Annotated in this window: 18 protein-coding genes; 9 read left to right on the plus strand and 9 right to left on the minus strand. The window is 49.4% G+C overall.

Translation table 11 applies throughout. The features are described 5' to 3' along the window. Positions 1 to 18: 18 nt before the first annotated feature. From apbC to D515_RS13250, 4 genes are all read left to right on the plus strand, one after another. On the plus strand, positions 19 to 1,113 hold the full coding sequence (gene apbC / locus D515_RS13235) for an iron-sulfur cluster carrier protein ApbC (RefSeq protein ID WP_002539179.1): 1,095 nt from the start codon (positions 19 to 21) through the stop codon (positions 1,111 to 1,113). Positions 1,114 to 1,299: 186 nt separating this feature from the next. After that, positions 1,300 to 1,941, plus strand: coding sequence for a uridine kinase (gene udk, locus D515_RS13240; RefSeq protein ID WP_002539180.1), 642 nt, complete (start codon positions 1,300 to 1,302; stop codon positions 1,939 to 1,941). Between the two features lie 83 nt (positions 1,942 to 2,024). Beyond that, positions 2,025 to 2,612 carry a dCTP deaminase gene (gene dcd, locus D515_RS13245; RefSeq protein ID WP_002539182.1) on the plus strand — a complete coding sequence of 196 codons (588 nt, stop codon included), beginning with the start codon at positions 2,025 to 2,027 and terminating at the stop codon, positions 2,610 to 2,612. 82 nt (positions 2,613 to 2,694) lie between these two features. Next, positions 2,695 to 4,836 (plus strand): AsmA family protein, encoded by a 2,142-nt coding sequence (locus tag D515_RS13250; protein ID WP_002539184.1) that lies wholly within the window; start codon positions 2,695 to 2,697, stop codon positions 4,834 to 4,836. Positions 4,837 to 5,179: 343 nt separating this feature from the next. Here the strand turns inward: D515_RS13250 and D515_RS13255 are convergent, their stop codons facing one another. Continuing rightward, positions 5,180 to 5,623 carry a CBS domain-containing protein gene (locus tag D515_RS13255; protein ID WP_002539185.1) on the minus strand — a complete coding sequence of 148 codons (444 nt, stop codon included), beginning with the start codon at positions 5,621 to 5,623 and terminating at the stop codon, positions 5,180 to 5,182. A gap of 490 nt (positions 5,624 to 6,113) precedes the next feature. On the opposite strand from D515_RS13255, the gene D515_RS13265 reads away from it, so the two are divergent. After that, positions 6,114 to 7,157 carry a metal-dependent hydrolase gene (locus tag D515_RS13265; RefSeq protein ID WP_002539186.1) on the plus strand — a complete coding sequence of 348 codons (1,044 nt, stop codon included), beginning with the start codon at positions 6,114 to 6,116 and terminating at the stop codon, positions 7,155 to 7,157. 107 nt (positions 7,158 to 7,264) lie between these two features. Here the strand turns inward: D515_RS13265 and cobO are convergent, their stop codons facing one another. After that, entirely contained in the window at positions 7,265 to 7,855 is a 591-nt protein-coding gene (gene cobO, locus D515_RS13270) for a cob(I)yrinic acid a,c-diamide adenosyltransferase (RefSeq protein ID WP_002539188.1), read from the minus strand. A 244-nt stretch (positions 7,856 to 8,099) separates the two neighbouring features. Here cobO and D515_RS13275 point away from each other — a divergent pair, with 244 nt between their 5' ends. The 3 genes from D515_RS13275 (at position 8,100) to D515_RS13285 (ending at position 10,520) form a co-directional block, all read left to right on the plus strand. Beyond that, positions 8,100 to 8,828, plus strand: coding sequence for a dienelactone hydrolase family protein (locus tag D515_RS13275; protein ID WP_039850094.1), 729 nt, complete (start codon positions 8,100 to 8,102; stop codon positions 8,826 to 8,828). 86 nt (positions 8,829 to 8,914) lie between these two features. Next, positions 8,915 to 9,385: a low molecular weight protein-tyrosine-phosphatase gene (locus D515_RS13280; protein ID WP_002539190.1), complete on the plus strand. Its 471-nt coding sequence runs from the start codon at positions 8,915 to 8,917 to the stop codon at positions 9,383 to 9,385. 160 nt (positions 9,386 to 9,545) lie between these two features. Then, positions 9,546 to 10,520: a LysR substrate-binding domain-containing protein gene (locus D515_RS13285; protein WP_002539191.1), complete on the plus strand. Its 975-nt coding sequence runs from the start codon at positions 9,546 to 9,548 to the stop codon at positions 10,518 to 10,520. A 49-nt stretch (positions 10,521 to 10,569) separates the two neighbouring features. Here D515_RS13285 and D515_RS13290 read toward each other — a convergent pair whose 3' ends face one another. Next, positions 10,570 to 10,959, minus strand: a complete 390-nt coding sequence (locus tag D515_RS13290; RefSeq protein WP_002539193.1) for a hypothetical protein — start codon at positions 10,957 to 10,959, stop codon at positions 10,570 to 10,572. Positions 10,960 to 10,967: 8 nt separating this feature from the next. Then, positions 10,968 to 12,287, minus strand: a complete 1,320-nt coding sequence (gene potE, locus D515_RS13295; RefSeq protein ID WP_002539194.1) for a putrescine-ornithine antiporter — start codon at positions 12,285 to 12,287, stop codon at positions 10,968 to 10,970. 384 nt (positions 12,288 to 12,671) lie between these two features. Between potE and adiA the strand changes: the two genes are divergently transcribed. After that, a complete protein-coding gene (gene adiA / locus D515_RS13300) occupies positions 12,672 to 14,966 on the plus strand; it encodes an arginine decarboxylase (RefSeq protein ID WP_002539196.1) in 2,295 nt (764 codons plus the stop codon). Between the two features lie 63 nt (positions 14,967 to 15,029). On the opposite strand, the gene D515_RS13305 is transcribed toward adiA, so the two are convergent. The 5 genes from D515_RS13305 to D515_RS13325 form a co-directional block, all read right to left on the minus strand. Further along, positions 15,030 to 16,499, minus strand: coding sequence for a multicopper oxidase domain-containing protein (locus tag D515_RS13305; protein ID WP_002539197.1), 1,470 nt, complete (start codon positions 16,497 to 16,499; stop codon positions 15,030 to 15,032). Between the two features lie 218 nt (positions 16,500 to 16,717). Further along, on the minus strand, positions 16,718 to 17,905 hold the full coding sequence (locus D515_RS13310; RefSeq protein WP_002539198.1) for a M20 metallopeptidase family protein: 1,188 nt from the start codon (positions 17,903 to 17,905) through the stop codon (positions 16,718 to 16,720). After that, on the minus strand, positions 17,906 to 18,355 hold the full coding sequence (locus D515_RS13315; RefSeq protein ID WP_002539199.1) for a hypothetical protein: 450 nt from the start codon (positions 18,353 to 18,355) through the stop codon (positions 17,906 to 17,908). Between the two features lie 3 nt (positions 18,356 to 18,358). Then, entirely contained in the window at positions 18,359 to 19,183 is an 825-nt protein-coding gene (locus D515_RS13320; RefSeq protein ID WP_002539200.1) for a DUF3100 domain-containing protein, read from the minus strand. Positions 19,184 to 19,482: 299 nt separating this feature from the next. Continuing rightward, entirely contained in the window at positions 19,483 to 20,799 is a 1,317-nt protein-coding gene (locus D515_RS13325) for an ABC transporter substrate-binding protein (protein ID WP_002539201.1), read from the minus strand. Positions 20,800 to 20,802 lie beyond the last annotated feature (3 nt).

A 20,802-nucleotide genomic window follows, 5' to 3' on the forward strand; every position in this document is an offset into this window, starting at 1 on the left:
CTGAAGAGTGCATGTCCTATGTTTTTCGGCCGCAATAAGAATTCACAACCTGACTTAGATACCGTGAAAACGTTCCTTAATCAATTTACCCATGCTTCGCTTGTTGAAGGTTGGGCAGATAAACAAGGCATGGTGACTCAAGCAAAAAGCGGTGAGTTAAAAGTCTCGTTCCCCTTTGCTGCATCTTCTTTGATCCAAGCGTTAAAGGACTGGATTGAAACGCAGAAAACAGCGGGTGAGGATGTCCCTGCGCTAGTCATTGAGCAGAAAGTTGCACCACTCAAAGCGGGCGAAAAACCGCTTATCAAAGGGGTGAAGAATGTCATTGTCGTGAGTTCTGCAAAAGGCGGCGTAGGTAAATCGACAACATCAGTGAACCTTGCGCTAGCCCTCCGCGCTCAAGGGGCCAAAGTCGGTATCCTTGATGCAGACATCTATGGCCCCTCACTGCCAATCATGCTGGGTACCAAAGGCAAACAGCCGACGACATTGGACGGCAAAACCATGGAGCCAGTTGAAGCGCATGGTCTTTTCAGCAATTCCATCGGCTATTTAGTACCGGATGAGAATGCCATGGTGTGGCGCGGCCCAATGGCATCAAAGGCCTTCGCGCAACTCGTCAACGAAACACATTGGCAGGATGTGGATTATCTGGTGGTGGATATGCCACCGGGCACAGGTGATATCCAATTGAGTCTGGCGCAGCAATTTCCCGTCACGGCCGCTGTCGTGGTCACCACGCCTCAGGATCTCGCTTTAGCGGATGCCATCAAAGGTGTGGCCATGTTTGAGAAGGTCGCGGTTCCGGTCCTCGGGGTGGTAGAGAACATGAGCTACCATATCTGCAGTCAGTGTGGTCACCATGAGCCTATCTTTGGTCAAGGCGGCGCGGTGAAAATGGCCAATGACTATGGCTTGTCGCTGTTAGCTCAAGTTCCCCTTCACATCAGTATTCGAGAAGATATTGACGCTGGCGCACCTACTGTAGCCAGCAAGCCAGAAAGTGAACATGCCGACGTTTATCTCGCACTGGCAGAGAAAGTCGCGAGTCAGTTGTTCTGGCATGGAGAGCGTGTGGCAGATCAAATATCCATCACCACAGTGAGTGAATAGCAAGTACATTACTGACAAGTTTCATATTGAGAGCGAGAATTGGTGCGCAATTCGTGTGCACAGTGATGAAACAATATGCATCTTGCTTTTATTTGAGATCTTAATCACACATTTAGATGGCGTGAGGGAGTTCAACTCCCTATAATCAGGCGGTTTATTTATCGCCAACTCTCCGGGTATTCATTTATGAGTGACAACAACCAATGTGTCATTATCGGTATTGCAGGCGCATCTGCATCCGGTAAAAGTCTGATCGCTAGTACTATTTATCAAGAACTAAAAGAAAAAGTTGGCGATCATCAGATCGGTGTTATCACGGAAGACCGCTATTATCGCGACCAAGGTCACCTCAGCATGGAAGAGCGTGTCAAAACCAACTACGACCATCCTCAAGCCTTGGACCATGATCTGCTGTGCAAGCACCTTCAAGACCTGATGGAAGGCAAAGCGGTTGAAGTCCCTCAATACAGTTACGCTGAACACACCCGCATGGAAGAGACCACCACATTGACGCCTAAGAAGGTGATCATTCTGGAAGGTATTCTTCTACTGACTGACCCACGTCTTCGTGACCTGATGCATGCGAGCATCTTTATGGATACCCCACTGGACATCTGTCTGCTTCGCCGTGTGAAACGTGATGTGGCTGAGCGTGGCCGCACCATGGAATCAGTACTTCAGCAGTATCAGCAAACAGTTCGTCCAATGTTCATGCAATTTATCGAGCCATCAAAACAGTATGCGGACATCATCGTTCCGCGCGGTGGTAAGAACCGAATAGCGATTGATGTACTCAAAGCACACATCGCCAAATTGCTGAAAGCATAAAAGAAAAGCCGGTTGAGACCGGCTTTTTTTATACCTGAAGTTGGTTAAAAATAAACAAAGGCCATTATTCGAAGGACCGTGCGATGAGATTAAGTGACAGACACATCAAAGAATATCTCGATGATGGCAAGATCGTCATTGAACCTAGACCTTCTGACGATGCTATCTCTGGTGTCACAGCAGATGTGACCTTAGACAACAAGTTTCGTGTCTTTAGTGAGCATGGCGCGCCGTTTATTGATTTATCCGGTCCAAGGGAAGAAGTCTCCGCACAGCTTGAAAAGGTGATGAGCGATGAAATCGAAATCGCGGAAGGCGAGGCATTCTTTCTTCATCCGGGGCAATTAGCACTGGCGGTAACTCATGAAGTCGTGACGTTGCCAGACGATATCGTGGGCTGGTTGGACGGACGCTCTTCCCTTGCGAGGCTTGGGTTGATGGTGCATGTCACAGCCCATCGCATAGATCCTGGTTGGCAAGGCAAGATTGTGCTGGAGTTCTACAACAGCGGACGGCTGCCTCTGGCACTTCGACCTGGTATGCCAATTGGTGCGCTAAGCTTTGAAACCATGACCAGCCCAGCGGAGCGCCCTTATCATAAACGGCAGAATGCTAAGTATAAAAATCAACAGGGTGCGGTGGCATCACGGATTGATGAGGACCAGAAATGACTGAAATTGCTGAACTTAGAGCAGAAATTTTTGTCCATTTTGGTTAACCTCAACCGCATCTCAAAAGGAAATGTGCATCATCATGAAAAAGCTTCTCTACATTCTACTCGGACTGGTGCTGTTGGTGGTCGTGGCCATTGGCGCCATCGTTGCATTCATCAACCCCAATGATTTCAAACCGCTGATCACTGACGAAGTGAAAAAAGCGACGGGACGTGAGCTGGTTATCGATGGCGATATCAGTTGGCGTTTCTGGCCGAGCTTGGGCCTGTCTGTTGAGCAACTGGCGTTCAAAAACCCACAAGGCTTTGCTGAGCCTGACATGTTGAAACTGAACAAGGCGGAGATGTCAGTTGCTGTCATGCCGCTACTGTCAGATACGTTGGATATCGGTCTTGTCAGCTTGCATGGTACTCACGTATTTATTCAGACCCTGCCAAATGGGGTGAGCAACCTCGATGGTCTGAGCGGTGAGCAAAGCACAGAGGCAGCCCCGTCAGAGAGCAATACTCAGTCGGACTCTGAGTCTGCATCCGCTGGTGAACCAGCAAAAGCGTGGACGATTTCTATCGGCGGTCTGGAGTTGCTGGATGCCAGCGCCACCGTGCGGGATGACAAAACGCATACCAGCAGTGAAATCAGCTCGCTGAACCTGACTATCGGCAAACTTGAAACCGGTATTTGGGTGCCAATCGAATTTGATGTGGTGGGCAAACAGAACGCTTTGGCTTTCTCCGCCAAGGGTGACGCTGAAGCCATGATCGACAAAGAGATCATGAAATCTCAGCTTCGCACTCTCACATTGGAAGCCAGCGCCAATGATGCGGCGACAAAACTGGAAAATTTCACGCTGAAAGCAGATCGCCTCGGTCTTGCGATTCCTATGGTGTTTGATTTTGCGGCCAAGGGTAATGCCAGCGACATGTCGTTTGACGCACAAGGTAAAACCACGGTGCAAGTCGACGAAGCGATTTCTCTGATCACCGCAAAAGCACTGGAGCTGAATACGACAGTCGCAGGCAAGTCATTGCCTCGTCCTGAAATGAAAATCAGTATGGGCGGTGACGTGGCCTTCGATAACAAGGCGCAGAAACTGTCTCTGGAAAATCTGAGAGCGGCAGTCGACGAACTGAATTTTGATGGTAAAGCGTCAGTTGCACTGGCAGATATTCCGGCCATTCGATTTGACGTTCACAGCCCTAAAATCAACCTGGATACTTTTCCTGGTGGTAACGCGGCCGCAGCAGAAGATAAGCCAGCAACATCGGGTGGCTCGCAAGGCGGGTCTGCTGAAAAGCCAGCGGAGAAGAAACCGCTTAGTGATGTTGAACCTGACCTCTCTGCTCTGAAAGGGTTGGATATAGCAGGTAAAATCGTTATTGATGACTTCGTTGCGAGCAACGTGGAAGTGACTGATGTGATTGCCAACTTTGCCGTTAATCGTGGCAAGGTTGATGTCAAACAGTTCGATGCCAAGTTATACGGTGGGACAATCAAAGTGGAAGGCAAGCTTGACGCGACCACTTCTCCTGCCCGTTATCAGGTGAAAAAAGACATCAAGAATGTCAATGTTCTCCCACTTCTGCAGGCGGCAGCAAATCAGGATATGTTGGCGGGTAAAGGCAGCATTGACGCAAACGTCAGTGGCGTTGGCCTGTCTGAAAAGCGCTTGCGTACAGGCATTACCGGCACGGTAGCGATTAACTTTGCGGACGGTGCCATCAACGGCATCAACATTCCTGAAATGATCCGTGAAGCGAAAGCAACGCTGAAAGGCCAGCGTGCAGAGTATGTGGAAGAAACCCGTAAGACAGACTTCAGCGCACTGACAGCGACATTCAACCTCGGCAAAGGTATCGCTTCTACCCGTAATATGAAGATGGAAGCGCCAGCGCTGCGCGTTCGTAGCGAAGGCCAAACCAATCTGGTGAAAGAAGACCTCGACTTTGAAGTGTTTGTCTCTGTGGTAGGCACCAGTAAAGGTCAGGGTGGTAAAGATATCGATGAACTCAAGGATGTCACGATTCCTGTGAAGATTGGCGGTACGTGGACAGCGCCTAGCTATAACCTCGATGTAAAAGCATTGCTGACCTCTAACAAAGTGCTGGAAGAAAAAGCGCGCAAAGAAGCGGAGCGCGGTTTGAAAAAGCTGTTGGGTGATAAAGCAGAGGACGACAAAGTGAAGGATGCGGCCAACAAGCTACTTCAAGGTTTGTTCAACTAACGCTGACGTTATATTGATAAAGCTCATGAATGCAGAAAGCCGCGTAATGCGGCTTTCTTTTTGTAAAGGTCAACAGCCCTAGGGGCTGTTGACCTTTGGTGATGATTTTTGCAGCAGTTTGTGGGGATTTTATGCAAGGCAGAGGCTTCGATGTGTAGCTGGCCTACATGAGAAGCTGATAACGCAGCAGAAATTCCCCACAAACGCTGCCCAAAGGGTTCTGCTCTAAGCGTTTTATGCTTTGTTGAGGTGTATTTGCTTAGACCACTAGGCGGCACACACCTCGCCGCGCCTAAAACGCTTATAGCTAGAACAAAATTTAACCACCAAAGATCAACAGCCCCTAAGCACGAAGCTTTTTCTGACTCTTTTCGCGCTGAAGCATATCTTGTAATGCGCCGAGCAAGTCGACGGCAGACAAAATACCGACCAGTGTCTCTGTTTTGTCCAGAACTGGCAGGGCACCGACATTGTGATCGAGTAGCTTCTGGTTCGCTTTGGAAAGGGTTTCGTAGGTGTGACAGGAAATCACATCTGTCACCATTACATCACCCACATTGAGGTCATCTGAAAGCAGATAAGGGTGTTCGATGTCAGGCGCTTCATCGGCCCAGTTGGGACGACGCAGTTGTCGGTCACTGATGATCCCAACCAATTCGTCGTTTTCTACGACAGGAAGGTGGCGAATGTCTTTGTCCCTCATGAGGAAATACGCTTCACGCACTCCCATGTTTGGGCTGATGGTCACCAGTTTACGTGTCATGTAATCGGAAACTTTTCCTGGCATCGTGTAGACCTCTCCTCATTGTTTGGATTGACTCCTTTAAACCTACAAAAAGTAAGGACGTAATGTTGGGAGGCATCGCCCAGAAATCCAGTAGGAACAGATCTGCGCCAACACAGTTATTCGTTTCAATTTGTGTATACCCAAACAACCTGAAGATACAGGATTCAGCGAGATTGACTGGCGTTGTGATTGCGGCGTTCCTTTGCAGGTGTAGTCATCTCCATCAAAAAGGAACAACAAAGAGCACGGCGTCAGTCAACTCGCCCAAAGGGAGGCCATCAATGCGCCCACTTCTTCGTTAAACTCCACGGAAATAGAGTGACTATTCCTCGCGGAATTTACCTCGAATTGAACGCATTGATGACCTCTGAATTCAAGTATCTTCAGGTCGTTTGGGTATATTTGCTTCACCCAGTCAGAATGTGCGCTAGAATCAGCCACCTGAACAAGAAAAAGAAATGCCTTCAGCTTTAAAGGAAAACGAACGTTCATGGACTCTATTTCTCAGGCAGCCCTTGGTGCTGCAGTCGCCGGTTTAGTCGCCGGTAAGCGTTGCTCTCCAAAAGTGCTTCTTGCCGGCGCCGCACTCGGCACACTACCCGATCTGGACGTGGTGCTGGATTATGGCGACCCGATTTCCAATATGATTAAACACCGTGGGTTTAGTCATTCCCTGTTTGTTCTGTTCCCGTTTGCTGCCGTATTGGCGGTTTTCTGGCAGCGATTTTTCGCCAAAGAATGGCCGCTATGGCAACTCTGGGCGCTGTTTACTGCAGTGTTGGTGACGCATCCGATTCTGGATTCTTTCACGACTTATGGCACCCAACTGTTTTGGCCATTAGATACGCCACCTGTGGCTATCTCCAGCATCTTTATTATTGACCCGCTGTACACCATTCCACTGCTTATTCCAGTGTTGGCCGCATTTATCTGGCGTAGTCGTGCTGCCAAACTCTGTGGCGTGGGGCTGGCGATTTCTACGCTTTATCTCGCCTGGTCACTTGTAGCGATTGGCGTGGTTAAAGACCGGGTGGAAGAAAATGTGGCAGGAACGCACCTTGAAGGACAGCCCGTGTTTATTGGACCGACACCTTTCAACACCGTGCTTTGGCGCGTAGTGGTGTTGGATGACGATAAATACTGGGAAGGCCTGACATCTTTGCTGGATGAAGATCCAACCATCGATTGGATGCCAATGGTACGAGGCGATTGGGCATTCCCGAGCAAGCCGGAACTACTCACAGACTTTGAAAACTTCACCCGTGGCTTTGTGCGTTACGAGCAAGATGGTGATGCGTTAACCGCGACGGATTTGCGCCTTGGTATGGCCATGTATCACCCGTTTAGCTTTGTGGTGGCAGAGCAGGGTGAGAATCAGGTTTGGCAATTGGTGCCGCCAGTGCAATTGGATCCAGGCCCAGTGTTGCCTCGACAAATCCCTGCACTGTGGATGCGCCTGCTGGGCTGGCAAAGTATTGATGCCATGCTTTGCAATGAACATGATTGCTTCCGTGATGAATTGTCATCCAACTGATAGTGATACCAATCGTAGTAAGTATCTACTCATCTACCTACTGTGATTGGTATAAAAAGCCCAGCAATGCTGGGCTTTCTTCTATCTAGTGTCACGGAAAGTGCTAATTACCAATCAATGCCTTTGCGTACCTTGATGCCAGAATCAAAAGCATGCTTCACATTGCGAACTTCAGAGACAGTATCTGCCATCTCAGTCAGTGTGCGGTGGGCAGCGCGGCCAGTGATGATCACTGACTGCTCGCTTGGACGGTTTTCCAGCGCTTCTACCACTTCGTCCAACTCGATGTAGCCGTAGGTGACCATGTAGGTCATTTCGTCCAGTAGCACGACGTTGTAGCTTGGGTCTGCCAGCATGCGTTTACATTCCTGCCAGACTTCCTGTGCGGCTTGGGTGTCAGCTGCTTTGTCTTGTGTGTCCCAGGTAAAGCCGGTTGCCATAACGTGGAATTCAACACCGCATTTTTCCAGCAGATTACGCTCGCCACATTCCCAAGTGCCCTTGATGAATTGGGCTACACCGCACTTCTGACCGTGACCGGTCGCGCGGGTGATCATGCCGAACCCTGAAGTCGATTTCCCTTTGCCGTTTCCGGTAATCACCAACAGCAAACCCTTTTCAATCTGTGCAGCGGCAACGCGCTCGTCGACCTGTTCTTTGACTTTTTGTTGTCGGGCTTTGTAGCGCTCATCGCTCATTAGATTTTCTTCCTTTCAAAATTATTTGGCTGAAGCAGTATGGGTGGCCAGCAATCGTGGATCACAACATACCAAAACCCACTTGTATTGGAAGAGTGTAAATCTGAGTAAATCGCTCTGGTATTGGCGTTCGTACAGAAATTGGTCAACTACAATCAGTCAGAATATACCCAAACAATCTTAAGTTGCAGGATTCAGCGAGCATCTTCAGGTCGTTTGGGTATGAAACCACGAGGGATAACAGATGAAAAAGTTAGGATGGCTGTTGATGGCCCTGCCTTTAAGCGGAATGGCAGGGGAAGTGGTCGATTACAGTGCCAATGGTATGGCTTTAGAGGGGTATTACGCGCCTGCTGATGGTGACGTTAAAGGCTCAGTGATTTTAATCCATGACTGGGATGGACTGACTGGCTATGAGCAAAAGCGCGCCGATATGCTGTCTTCGATGGGCTACAACGCCTTTGCGGTTGACCTATATGGCAAAGGCAACCGTCCTGTTGATACCAATGCCAAGAAAGCGGAAACAGGAAAGCTTTATAAAGATCGGGAGAAAATGCGAACCCTGATTCTGGCGGGTTTAGATAAAGCTAGAGAAATGGGTGTAGAAGATGTGGTAGTTGCAGGTTATTGCTTTGGCGGCGCGGCAACGCTAGAGCTTGCTCGCTCTGGCAAAGGCAGTGGTATCAATGGTTATGCCACTTTCCACGGTGGACTGGCGACACCAAGCGATCAGAGTTATGCCAAAGACACGGCACCGATTTTCATCTCCCATGGCGGTGCAGACAGTGCAATTCCAATGAGCGATGTGGCGGATCTCTCTGAAGAGCTGGAAGCAGCCAGTATACCCTATCTGATTGAAGTCTATTCCGGTGCACCTCATGCTTTCACAGTGTTTGAGTCTCCTCGTTATCGTGAAGTGGCGGATAAGCGCTCTTGGGCGACCTTCACTGGCTTCCTGGAAGAAAATCTGTAGGGCCTCTCAAACACCGGTCTCAGTGGTTTTGCTCTCCGTTCCTTGATTCGATACAGTGTTCGTAATGAATGGGGAACGGAGTGCCAATGTCTAATAACAAACCGAAAATTCTCGTTGTCTGTATGGGTAACATTTGTCGTTCGCCTACCGGAGAAGCAATACTCCGTGCTAAAGCCAAGGCGCGCGGTTTGGATGTTGAAATCGATTCGGCAGGCACCATCGGTTATCACTCAGGCGCTAAGCCTGATGAAAGAGCAAGGAAAGCCGGAGAAGCCAGAGGCTATGATTTCACGGGCATTTACTCGCGTCAGGTTGAAGATGATGACTTTGAAAAATTCGACATGATTCTGGCTTCAGACAAAGCGAACCTTGCTGACCTGCTGGACCGCTGCCCTGACCATCTTCGTGACAGAGTCTCTTTGTTTTTGAGCCATGGCAACTCATCGCTGGCTGAAATTCCAGACCCATACTACGGAGGCTCAAAAGGTTTTGAGCTGGTGTTGGATCTTATCGAAGAAGCCAGCGACAGTGTGCTGGATGAAGTGATGGCGAAATAAACCTCTGAGTCTTGCTGAAGCCCGCTGACAGCGGGCTTTTTTGTATTTAACGGAACAATGTTCGCAGCAACCAGCAAATTCCCACCTTAGTGCTTGTTTAAACTTGATCGCTCTTATAAATTTAAGATCTATAGCTGATAGCTTTTTGTGAGGTAAGGGATTGAAACTTCAGCAGCTTAAATATCTAAAAGCGATAAAGGACAACAATTTAAACGTGTCCGCGGCCTCCCAGTCACTTTTTACGACCCAGCCAGGTGTAAGTAAACAGGTTGGATTACTGGAAAAAGAACTGGGTGTGAGGATTTTTGAACGTCGTGGTAAGAACCTCAGCGGTATTACCCCGATCGGTGAACGAATCCTTGAGCAGGTTGAACGCATGCTGGCGCTGGAGCAAAAAATCAAAGCGTTAGCAAACGAGCATCTGGATCCGAGTGTAGGTACGTTGAATATCTATACCACGCATACCATTGCCCGTTATCTGCTGCCAAACAGCGTGTCCTACTTCACCAAGAAATACCCGAACATCAATTTCCACCTGCATCCAACGCTGCCGTTGCAAACCAAGGGCGTTATAAGCAAAGGGCATTCTGACTTTTCTATCGTGGCCCACGATATTGGTGCAGACAACGATTTAATCCAGCTGCCTGCGTACCTTTGGACGATGGGATTGGTGGTGCCGGAAGGCCACCCGCTGGCAGATGTTCGCAAGCCAACGCTCAAGCAATTGTCTGAATACCCGATTCTGAGTTACGAGCCGGGTTCAACTGGCCGTCAGGTTCAGGATGAAGCCTTCAGACGCGCGGGTATCAATCCAAACTACTTTATGACTGTTATGGATGCTGACGTGATCAAACGTTATGTCCAGCTCGGGTTCGGTATTGGCATTATCTCTACCTTGGCAGCACGCGACATTGAAAACACGGGTTTGACTTACATTAACCTCGATCACTTGTTTGAGCCGTGTAACGCTTGGATATGTTTCTCGAAAGATATCCTGCTGCAAAATTACATGTACGACTTCCTGATGTCGTTCTCGCCTCATCTGACCAAAACGCTGATGGAAAGTGTGTTGATGCAAAACAGCAGCGAGAAAGTCGACAAGCTTTTCGAAGGGCTTGAGCTCCCCGTGTACTAACCTGAAAGAAGAGTGAAGAACGCCAGCGAATATGCTGGCGTTTTTACGTTCAATTGTCGGAGGTCTCCCCACTTTCAGGCGGTGGTGTCCGAATGACTCTACCCTGATTGTTGTTGAGCTCAGGATGATCCACTAACAGGTGCTTGCGGATCGCGGGAGGTTCAGGTTCATTTTCCGGATGGTTCTGATGGAAGATGGGGGTTTTCGGCCGATAGACATGATGCGGCCTACCATCTTCCAGCACACTGTCGGGAATGCGTTTGCCAATGATGATTTCTATTGCTGTCATGGCATCATCCGTAGGGAGCGTCACGGTTTCTGATTCTTCAACCACCACTTCCTCGGCAGCGTGCAGTGCAAGTGGTGAAATCGCGATAACCGCGCCTACCAACAGGGAAATCGCCAGTTTCTTCATTGCTTGGGCTTCAATGTCTGACATATTTCCTCCTAAGCGGGCGTGCCGTCATTTCTGTCGCGGGCTGCGACGAATCCATAGAAGATGTAGCCGAACATGGTGAGGATCGAGCCCCAGAACACTGCAGATTGACCACAGGCATACACGCCGTAAATGCTGTAAATCACGGCGAATGTCCCGATCGTAGCTGCCGTTTTATACTCTTTTGGGCTGACATTCTGCTTGCGGAGAATGACTTCGAGACCGGTCAACGACAGTATGTATGGGACCATATTGATGAATACCGCGAGGTTAAGCAGCACATTGAACTGTTTGACCAAGTTTGGCGAAATCGTCATCACAGCCAGCAACAACTCGAGACCCAGCATGATCAACATGCCTTTGATGGGCGCATTGTTTTTATTCACTTCACCAAACACTTTCGGGAACAGACGAATGTCCGCTGCGGCTTTGGATACCTGCGCATTGGTAAACTGCCAACCAAGTAAGGAACCGATACAGGCTATCACTGCCAGAGCGGTGATGATGCTACCGACAGTTTCGTTAAACATGTAGGTATAAACCAACCCGAAAGGCGCATCGGATTTAGCCAGTTCGGCGTTCGGGATAATCCCCTGAATCACCGAAGTCGATGTGATGTAAACGATGGCGGTGAAGCTGGTGGCGAGCATACAGGCCAAAGGAACGTTCTTTTCGGGGTTTTCTACGGCCCCCGAGTTGGCTCCGGCTGACTCTATCCCCAAAAAAGCCCAGAGGGTTAATGCGATGCCTGATGACACCGCGGTGATGGTCGTGTCCTGATGGGGATTCCACGCTTCGGCGAAAACATCAGGCTTGAACCAGAACCAACCGGCAACGGATAAGCCAACCACGGGAATGATGATGCCCCAGACCGTAATGGCTGAGATTTGCCCGGTGATTTTTGGCCCCCAGAAGTTGGCTACCATGGTGACAACCAAAATGGCGACCACAGCAATAAAGGTGTGAATTGGGGTGGTTTTAATCCAAGGGAAGAAGGGCACCAAATAACCAGCCGCAGACACGGCAATTGCCACCGCACTGATCACCAGACAGACATAATAGGTATACGAAGCAATAAAAAACGATGATTTCCCGTGTGCTTCGTTGGCATAGGCCGACATGCCGCCGTCTTTGTTACAGTACATACCGCACTTGGCGAAGGCATAGGCAATACACATTGCGCCTAATGCTGTCACAACCCATGAAAGCAGCGAAATTGCCCCGGTTTGAGCCAAGCTTGCTGGCAGCATGATGATGCCAGAGCCCATCATGTTTACAGTCACTATGGTGGTTAATCCCACCAGTCCCATTTTATTTTGTTCTGACGCCATACTGATTCTCCACTGCATTATTTGGGCAAGAAATGCAGGTATTCAGCCTTGCTGCATACACGTTCGATAGACGATCTCCCGCCGCTGCATCGAAACAAGTGAAAAGGCTTTGCCTGTCGAATTGAAAGTAGAAGTGGAGAGGTGAGGTGTTTGGTTCTTTTACAAGACAAAAGCACAGTTCGTCCTAATGAAACTCATTACACACATTTCTGTAAGCCAATAAAAATAGGGGATTGATGATGCGCTCTGTCGGCAATGCATCAACTTTCACTTTGGTTTTTTCTTCAAATTTGTCTTTTTTGCGACTTTGTCTGCCAGAGGGCTCTTCTATGGTGAATGAGACTCAAACAAAACACTTCTCCTCATTCAGTGTCGGAGCTGGCTATGAAAACCTACGGAAAGAAATTTAATGTTCTGATTTTGGAAGAAGCCCATAAAGAAGGTGTAGTGGGTAATGCGATTGAAAGGCTGATTGCAGAGCTGGAAAGCAGCGGCGCAAGAGTCATGGTGGCGACAAGCTTTGATGATTGTTATTCGGTGATTTTTTCGAATACTGCGCTTGATTGTCTGATGCTTACATCAGCCATGAGCGGGTCCCAAAGCGAAGAAAATGAGCGCTTTTATGTGCTGATAGAAAAGCTCAACCGTCGCCAGCAAAATGTCCCTGTGTTCCTGCTGGCTGAGCGAAAGAAAATCACCCTTCACGTTACTCGTGAAATGATGGAAAAAGTCGATGAGTTCGCCTGGATTCTGGAAGACACGCCAGATTTCATCGCAGGCCGCGCCGTCGCCGCAATGAACCGCTACCGTAAGCAGCTACTGCCTCCACTCATGTCCGCATTGATGAGGTATGACGATATTCATGAGTATTCGTGGGCAGCACCGGGCCACCAAGGTGGGGTAGGCTTTACTAAGACCCCAGCCGGGCAGCGCTTTTACAACTACTACGGTGAGGGACTGTTCCGCACCGACATGGGGATCGAACGTGGCAGCTTAGGTTCATTGCTCGACCACACAGGCTACTTTGGTGACAGTGAGCGCTATGCAGCCAAGGTCTTTGGCGCTGACCAATCTTACTCGCTGGTGACGGGTACATCAGGCTCCAACCGCACTATTATGTCCGCCTGTATGAACGAGAATGATCTGGTGATTTGCGACCGCAACTGTCACAAGTCGATAGAGCAGGGACTGATGCTCTCTGGTGCGCGGCCTGTTTACCTGCTGCCAACACGCAACCGCTACGGCATTATCGGCCCCATCTATCCTGACCAGCTCTCCAAGCCGGTGCTCGATCAGCGTGCCAAAGATTACTCACTCACCAAAGATTACGCCGACCAACGTGCGGTTTATGCTGTGCTGACAAACTGTACCTATGACGGTCTTTGCTATAACGCTGAAAGGGCGCAGGACATTCTGGCTGAGAGCAGTGACCGTATTCACTTCGATGAAGCTTGGTACGGTTATGCACGCTTTAACCCTATCTACGAAAAACACTATGCGATGCGCGGCGAGCCAACCGAAGATCCGGATGCGCCAACCGTGTTTGCAACTCACTCTACCCACAAACTGCTGAATGCCTTGTCGCAAGCGTCTTGGCTGCATGTGAGAAATGGTAAAGGCGCTATCAGCTTTGAACGCTTCAATCAGGCGTACATGATGCATGCGACTACTTCTCCGCTGTATGCGATTTGTGCATCGAATGATATTGCCGTATCGCAGATGGCCGGTAACAGAGGTCATTCGTTGACGCTGGAAGTGATTCGCGAAGCGGTGGATTTCCGTCAGGCGATGGGGCGGCTGAATCGTGAATACACAGAAAATGGTGATTGGTTCTTCACGCCGTGGAATGCGGACACCGTCAAAGACCCACAAACCGGGGAAACGTACGCCTTCGAAGATGCGCCTGCAGACTTGCTATGCGAGAGTCAGGATGCCTGGGTGATGCACCCTGGCGATAACTGGCATGGCTTCAAAGACATGCCTGCAGACTGGTGTATGCTCGACCCAATCAAGGTCAGTATTCTCGCGCCGGGTATGGGCGATGATGGCAAACTGCTTGATAAAGGTGTGCCAGCCGCATTGGTCACACTCTACCTCGGACGCTTCGGGATAGTGCCGACCCGTACTACGGATTTTCAGGTGATGTTCCTCTTCTCCATGGGTATCACCAAAGGTAAGTGGGCGACACTGGTCAATACGCTGATGGGCTTCAAGCGTCACTACGACAACAACACACCGCTGGTGGATTCACTGCCTGACTTGGCATCAGATTTCCCCGATGTCTATGGCGACATGGGGCTTAAGGATTTGGGCGATAAGATTTTCAGTTACCTGAAACAGCACAATCCGGGTGAAGTATTGAACGCAGCTTATGAAACCTTGCCAGAAGCCGTGATGACACCACGTGCCGCCTATCAGGCTATCGTCGCTGATAACGTTGAAATGGTGCCTTCACATCAACTCGTTGGGCGTGTTGCCGCCAATGCGGTTATCCCATATCCACCGGGCATTCCGATGTTAATGTCCGGAGAGAGCTTCGGTGACGAGAACAGTCCGCAAATCAAGTACCTCAAGAGCCTAGAAGTGTGGGATGAAGAATTCCCGGGCTTTGAAAAAGAAACCGAAGGGACAGAGATGCATGATGGTATCTATCATGTGATGTGCGTGAAATCGGTTTAAACGCCAAAGAAAAAGAAAAGGGGAGGCCATTGGCTTCCCCTCACTTGTCTCGTTTCACTAGGTTTACTTAACGACGGTGAATTGCCCCATCATCCCCATATCCTCGTGCTCCAGAATATGGCAGTGGTACATATATGGCCATTGCTCGGGAGCCTCATATTCGAACTTCAGCAGAATTTCGGCCTCACCATTTGGATAGATGGTGTCTTTCCAACCTTGATCTTCTGGCGCTGGCGGGTTTCCGTTCATCGACAAAATCAAAAAAGACGTGCCGTGCATGTGGAAAGGATGCCTACCTGAATTGATTGTCCACTTTTCCAGCTGTCCTAACTTGGATTCATGGTTAATGACTTTCATGTCCATTTGCTGGCCGTTGATGGACATATCATCAAGCTCAAAAACGCGCTCGACCTCTACGTCTTTTTCAAGGTAAGGGGTAATGGTATTGAGTTGTTTGGGTAACGCAGATGCTAGCGCCTCGAGCGAGCTGTCAACCTTGAGTTCAAGAACAGATTGGCTTTCTGAAAAAGGAATGAGGGCAGCGTTAAATCCGTTGTAGTTCATGGGTAACAGCTTTGCCAGCACCCTCTGGTTTTCGACGGCTGACATATCAACGACGATGTCATTACGTTCTCCAGGTGCCATTTTCAAAGATGTTAATTCTACCGGAGAGGCCAGCAAGCCGCCTTCTGTCGCTATTTTATAGAAAGGTTGGTCGCCTTCCAGATAGAACTCATAAGAGCGGGCATTGGAGCCGTTGAGTAAACGCAATCTGACAAAAGATTGAGGTACCAGCGTGTAGGGGTTGATGGTGCCATTGATCACAAGTGTGCCTTCTCTCAGATCCTCAGGCATATCGTTAGTCGAGTATGGCGTCATCTTTCCATCAACAAAGTTTCTGTCCTGAATGACCAAAGGAATATCATCAACGCCGTAGGTGTTTGGTAGCCCCAAAGACAGTGAATGCTCATCCTCGATAAGATAAAAACCCGCCAGTCCAGAATGAACCTGTTTGGCAGTGGAGCCTTTAAGGTGTGGGTGATACCAGTTAGTAGAGGCCTGTTGCACGACAGGAATGGTTACGTTCCATGTGTCTCCGGGCAGGATTTTGTTTTGTGGTCCACCATCAATCTTTCCTACAACGTGTAAGCCATGACCGTGAATATTCGTTGGTTCATCAAGATGGTTGGTAAACGCAATGGCTGTACTTTCGCCTTTGTACATTTTTATTGTTGGACCCAGATAGCCACCATTGTAGCCACTGGTCTTACTCTTAACCCCGGGATAAAACTCGTGCTCACCTTCTTTGATATCGATGACTATCGGGCCATTTTGAGTTCGGCTGTCAATGAGTGTTGGAATACTCAAGGGTGTTACTGCTGCCGTAGTCGGTGGAGAAGCGCGCAGAGCAGCGCTGGCAGCAATAGCTGCAAAAATCAGTGCGGAGACCAGTAGCATGACTAAGGCCACGCGTCGGCTGGCAAAACCTTTCTGGCGCTTATATGCACCTTTCTTTTGTCTGAAGCAGGTCATCCTTTTCCCTAAATTACTGAAATATGTTTTGGTGGCGGATTATTTAATATCAGACTGCGTTCGTCCATTTAGAGCCTAGCTCAAAAGTGATACAAACAAGAAAAGACTACGGGTTGTCCAGATTTCCACGTCTTTAGGTATAAGAAGTTGTAGATAATAGAAAAAAGGCCAGAGCAAAAAGCATCTGGCCTTTGGTTTTTTTATGGGGGAAGTGAAGATTAGTGGCAGGCGATATGGATAAAAATCTGCGCACCGACTAAGAGGAAGTCGTCATCCACGTAGTAAGGATTTGAGTGCAGGTAATTACAGATGCCTGCCTCTTTGTTACCACTACCGAGGAAGAACATCGCGCCTTTGCGATCTTCTGCTGCATTCACCATCAGGCTGAAATCTTCAGAACCTGTCATTGGGTTGCCGTTAGGATCCAGACGGTCAGCAGGCACGATAGCGCGCGCTGCATCCACCACGCGCTGGTAAGCGTCTGGGTGGTTGATGACTGCTGGGTAGCCTTCGCAAACCATGGTGGTTTTGAAGCCACGGATTTCACTTTCTTTTACGAAAGTTTCAAAGCTGTCTTTCAGGATCTGATCAGTGTCGGCGTCCATTGCGCGGATGGTGCCGCGAGCCTGCGCGTAGTCAGGCACAGCGTTAGGAATGCTGCCGCCGTTGAACATACCACAACCGAATACAGCAGGGCTGAACGGGTTAGTGCGCTTGGCGACGATGTAGTCCATGTCCATGATGATACGGCTGGCTTCGCGGATCGCATCCAGACCTTTCTGTGGGGTTGAACCGTGAGCAGAAACGCCATGAACGTCCAAAGTCCACGCAGAACCATAAGATGACATGATGCCGTTGTTAATTTTTACGAAGCCGTATTCCAGAGCCGCGTCATTGTGCAGTGCATACACTTCCGCGACGCCTTCCATACAACCCAGCTCAACCATTTTGCTGGCGCCCGGAACACGCATGTCTTCTTCCGCCATTTGGAAGATGAAGCGCACGTTGTGTTTCAGTTCGGCTTGGTTTTCGGCCAGGTATTTCGCTGTGGTTAGGATGATTGCCATATGGGTATCGTGACCACAGTTGTGTGAGCGGCCTTCATGGGTCGAACGGTATTCGTTGTCCGTCATGTCGTCCATTTCCAGTGCGTCCATGTCCGCACGGAAGCCAACACGTTTCCACTCAGGGTTTACGGTCAGATCAGCGATGAAGCCAGTGAAACCTTCGTAAGTGGTCAGGCTGTAACCCATCTCAGTCATCAGCGCCTGGCAGTAAGCCGTGGTTTTGAATTCTTCACCGGAGATCTCAGGGATCTGATGCAGGTCACGACGTGTGTTGATGCTGAACTCATGCAGGCCAAGCAGCTTGCTGTCCAGATTGAAGTTTGAGTACTTAGCCGACATTTAGATAATCCCTTTCATTTGGAAGCCGATTTGTGCAATTAAAGACGCGCCGAAGAAACAGCTGGTCGCTACAATCAGGAAGATAACGATAACTTTCCAAGACATCTTTTTCAGCTCTTCCATCTGTCCGCCAACAGACAGACCTGCAAATGCCAGTAGCGGCACACACACAGACAGGAACTGGATCTTACCCACTGATTCCAGGAAGTAAGTGCGAACCGGCGTCTCAGGCAGACAAATCAGAATACCGATAATGGTCGCGTAGGCGAACGTTGGAAGTGAAGAAGGAATGAACTTCTTCGCAACCAGAGAGAGGAACACAATCACAGACATAGCAATGAAGCTGTGTACCATCTCAGTCGGCGCAGTGCCGTTGGTCAGAAATTGGGTAAAGCCAGCCAGTACAATCGCAAGCGAGACCAGCTTCATGTCATTCATAATCACTTTCATGGCTTATTTACCTTTATTGCAAATTTTGTACATCAGCTCAGCCAATGGCAGACCAAGGAAAGTCAGCGACAGTGCGCCCAGAACAGATGACAGCAGGTTAGATGCCGCAGCAATACTCAGCACTTGTTGTGCCAGCGCTGGCTCGAGACCTGATACCAGTGCGCCTGATGCAGCGCTCAGCATTGAGCCAGAACCTACGCCTGAACCTGCAGCCAGTGCCAGTGGGTGAAGACCCGTCAGCGGCGCGATACTGCCCAGTACAGAGAACCACAGGGTGCCGATAACAGAACCACACAGGTAGATAGCCAGTACACCAACGTACTCTGGGCTGCCTGTGCCGAATTTACCCTGTATAACTGCGATAGAAGGCTCACGGCTGATCGATGAACATGCGCCGATTGCTTTGCGGTCGAACTTGAATTTCACCGCCAAAGGAATGGCAATCAGGATTGGAAGCAGGTTACCCAGCTCTTGGAACAGCAGTGGAACACCCGCATCGATGATCATGTCCAGGTTAGGGATAATCATGCCCGCGTATTGGGTACCCAGCACCAGCAGGCAGTAACCCACCATCTTGCCGCAGAAACCTTCTTCTTTCTCAGTGAAGACTTTGCCCCACGCTTTGATCTTGGACTTGGTCCAGTTTACTGACAGTGCCATACCGAACATCACGGCAAACAGCATTGGCAGGATAGAAATAGTGGCAAACCCCAGATCAATCTTCTTGGTACCGATAACAAACTGGGATAGGAAAATCAGTGCGGATACCGCGATGACACTGGTCATGATGACGCGTGCCTGACCGCTTTTGTTTTCTTCTGTGCTCATAGTTATTCAACAGTAAAAGTGGAAATCGACGCTGATTATAGGGAGGGATGAAAAGCGAAACGTGAACAAGATCAACGGTCGGTATCGGGATCTAGATGAAAACTAAATATGATATTCCCTTACGGAATTAGTGGTTATAAGCCGGTAAAATGCACTTAGGTTTGGTGTTGTAACTGTTGGTTTTCAGTGTCATTCGGTAACCGGATTAACCGTCCAGCTCAGCTTGGATAACAAGAGTGGCAAGCCCTAGAAAAAAGAAAACCCGGCGCGAGGGCCGGGTTTGAGTTCGTCAATATTGATTACAACAAAGGCGCACAGTTACAGTTGCCGTTGCCGTTGCCGTTGCCGTTTGAGGCACTTTGCTTGCTTTCTTTCTGAGGCTGATACCATTCCTCAAGGCCATCTTGCAGTTGCTTAGCGGCTTGAGCAGCGCTCATTTGGCCTGTCATCACACCCACGCTGGTTTCCCAAATTTCAAGTTCGAAGTTTGGCTCTCCACGGGACAGAACCTGTGCCGAGTTACGGATGGTCGAATCACACTGGTCGCGCCAGGAGATCATCTCCTGAGCAATCGGGTCTTTCACATCAAAGAAGTGGTTAGATAGCGAGAAGAAGCCAGAGATTTCGTTGGTTAGAAGCTCTGCGAACTCTGCGGTGGTCATCCATTTCAGGAAGGTCTCAGCCGCTTCTGGGTTCTTAGACTTTGAGTAGATGCCCATACCAAGGTCAGTGTGGTCGCTGAAATAACAAGCATCGCCGCGTTTCTCAACTGGTGGCGGGAACACGCCCATGTTGACTTTTCCACGGAAAGTGCCGATATCCCAAGAACCTGCTGGGTATACCGCCGCTTTGCCATCAGCAAACATTTTGATCGCGTCGTTATAGCCGCGCTTATCAAAGTCATCGCCCATGTAGCTTGCCCATTTACCGAGCTCGCGGAAGGTATCGCGGTAAGGTTTACTGTCGACGCGCTCTTTACCGGTTAGCAGGCCATCACGGCCATCTTCACCTTTCCAGTAGGTTGGACCAATGTTCTGGAACCCCATAGTCGCGGCTTCCCATTTGTCCTTGGTGCCCATTGCCAGCGGCAGGTAACCTGCGCGCTTGGCTTTTTCCAGCGCCCAGTAGAAATCGGCTTTGGTCACTGGCTCATTTACGCCGACTTCTTTAAAGATGTCTTTGTTGTAAAAGAAGCCATGAATAACAGATGCCATTGGCAAACAGAACGTCTGTGCGCCAGAGTCCGTCTGCCAAGGTGCCAGAGCAAAACTCGGGAAGTTCTCCATGCCTTCCATTTCGGTCACTTCTTTCAAAAGACCGCGCTCGAAAAGACCCAGCGAGCCATCAAAAGGGCGGCAGGCAATTAAGTCACCCGCGGATTCACTTTTAAAACGTGCTTCCATGTCACCGTTCCACTTGGAGGCATCCAGGTCTGGTGGTGAGCGGTATTCCACTTTGATGTTTGGGTAGTGTTTGTTGAACGCTGGGATGATTTTCTCGTTCCACACTGCGTCATCACTACGCCATGAATCAATCACCAGCGTGGTTTGTGCATTCGCCAGCGTTGAAGCGGCAAAGGTCAGTGCTGCGATAGGCAGCAGGGCTAATTTCTTCATTCT

The organism is Grimontia indica, assembly GCF_000333895.2.
Classification (GTDB): Bacteria; Pseudomonadota; Gammaproteobacteria; order Enterobacterales; family Vibrionaceae; genus Enterovibrio; species Enterovibrio indicus.